The sequence below is a fragment of the Duganella guangzhouensis genome (genome assembly GCF_009674535.1).
GTDB classification, from domain to species: domain Bacteria; phylum Pseudomonadota; class Gammaproteobacteria; order Burkholderiales; family Burkholderiaceae_D; genus Rugamonas; species Rugamonas guangzhouensis.
Genome location: NZ_WKJK01000070.1, coordinates 1 through 405, shown reverse-complemented (window position 1 = coordinate 405; position 405 = coordinate 1). Strand labels below are relative to the sequence as shown.

General features: G+C 65.2%; 1 protein-coding gene. It reads right to left on the bottom strand.

The annotated features are described in order from the left end of the window. Positions 1-405, bottom strand: a 405-nt coding sequence (locus GJ699_RS34330; protein WP_195763724.1) for a hypothetical protein, incomplete at both ends; no start/stop codon positions are given.

The following is a 405-nucleotide window of genomic DNA, read 5'->3' as shown; positions in this document are numbered from 1 at the left end:
TGGCAAATTCGCTGACGCCAGCCGAGATGGCGCCGCCAATGGCGGACTGGGCAACGGCTTTCCAACTGAAGCCGTCTTGAGCGCCGATCGCCTGGCCCACCACTTGGCTGGCAACCGAGCCTGCCGCCGCCCCTACGGCCGAGCTCAATATTGGCCCCATGAAACTGGCCGCCGCGCCCTGGGTTAACACGGTGACCGCGACCGCGACAACGACCATGATGAGCTTACCGATCGTACCGCAACCGCCACCGCTTTGCGGCGCCGGCATGGCCAGTTCCGGCGTGGTGGAGCCGACTGCGGCAGCCTTGTTGTAGGGCTTGAATGTCTCGTAGGTGTTGGTGACCGTGTTGACCTTGGCGGGGACGATCAGCTCCTGGCCCGCCTTGAGCGGGTTCGTCAGGCCAC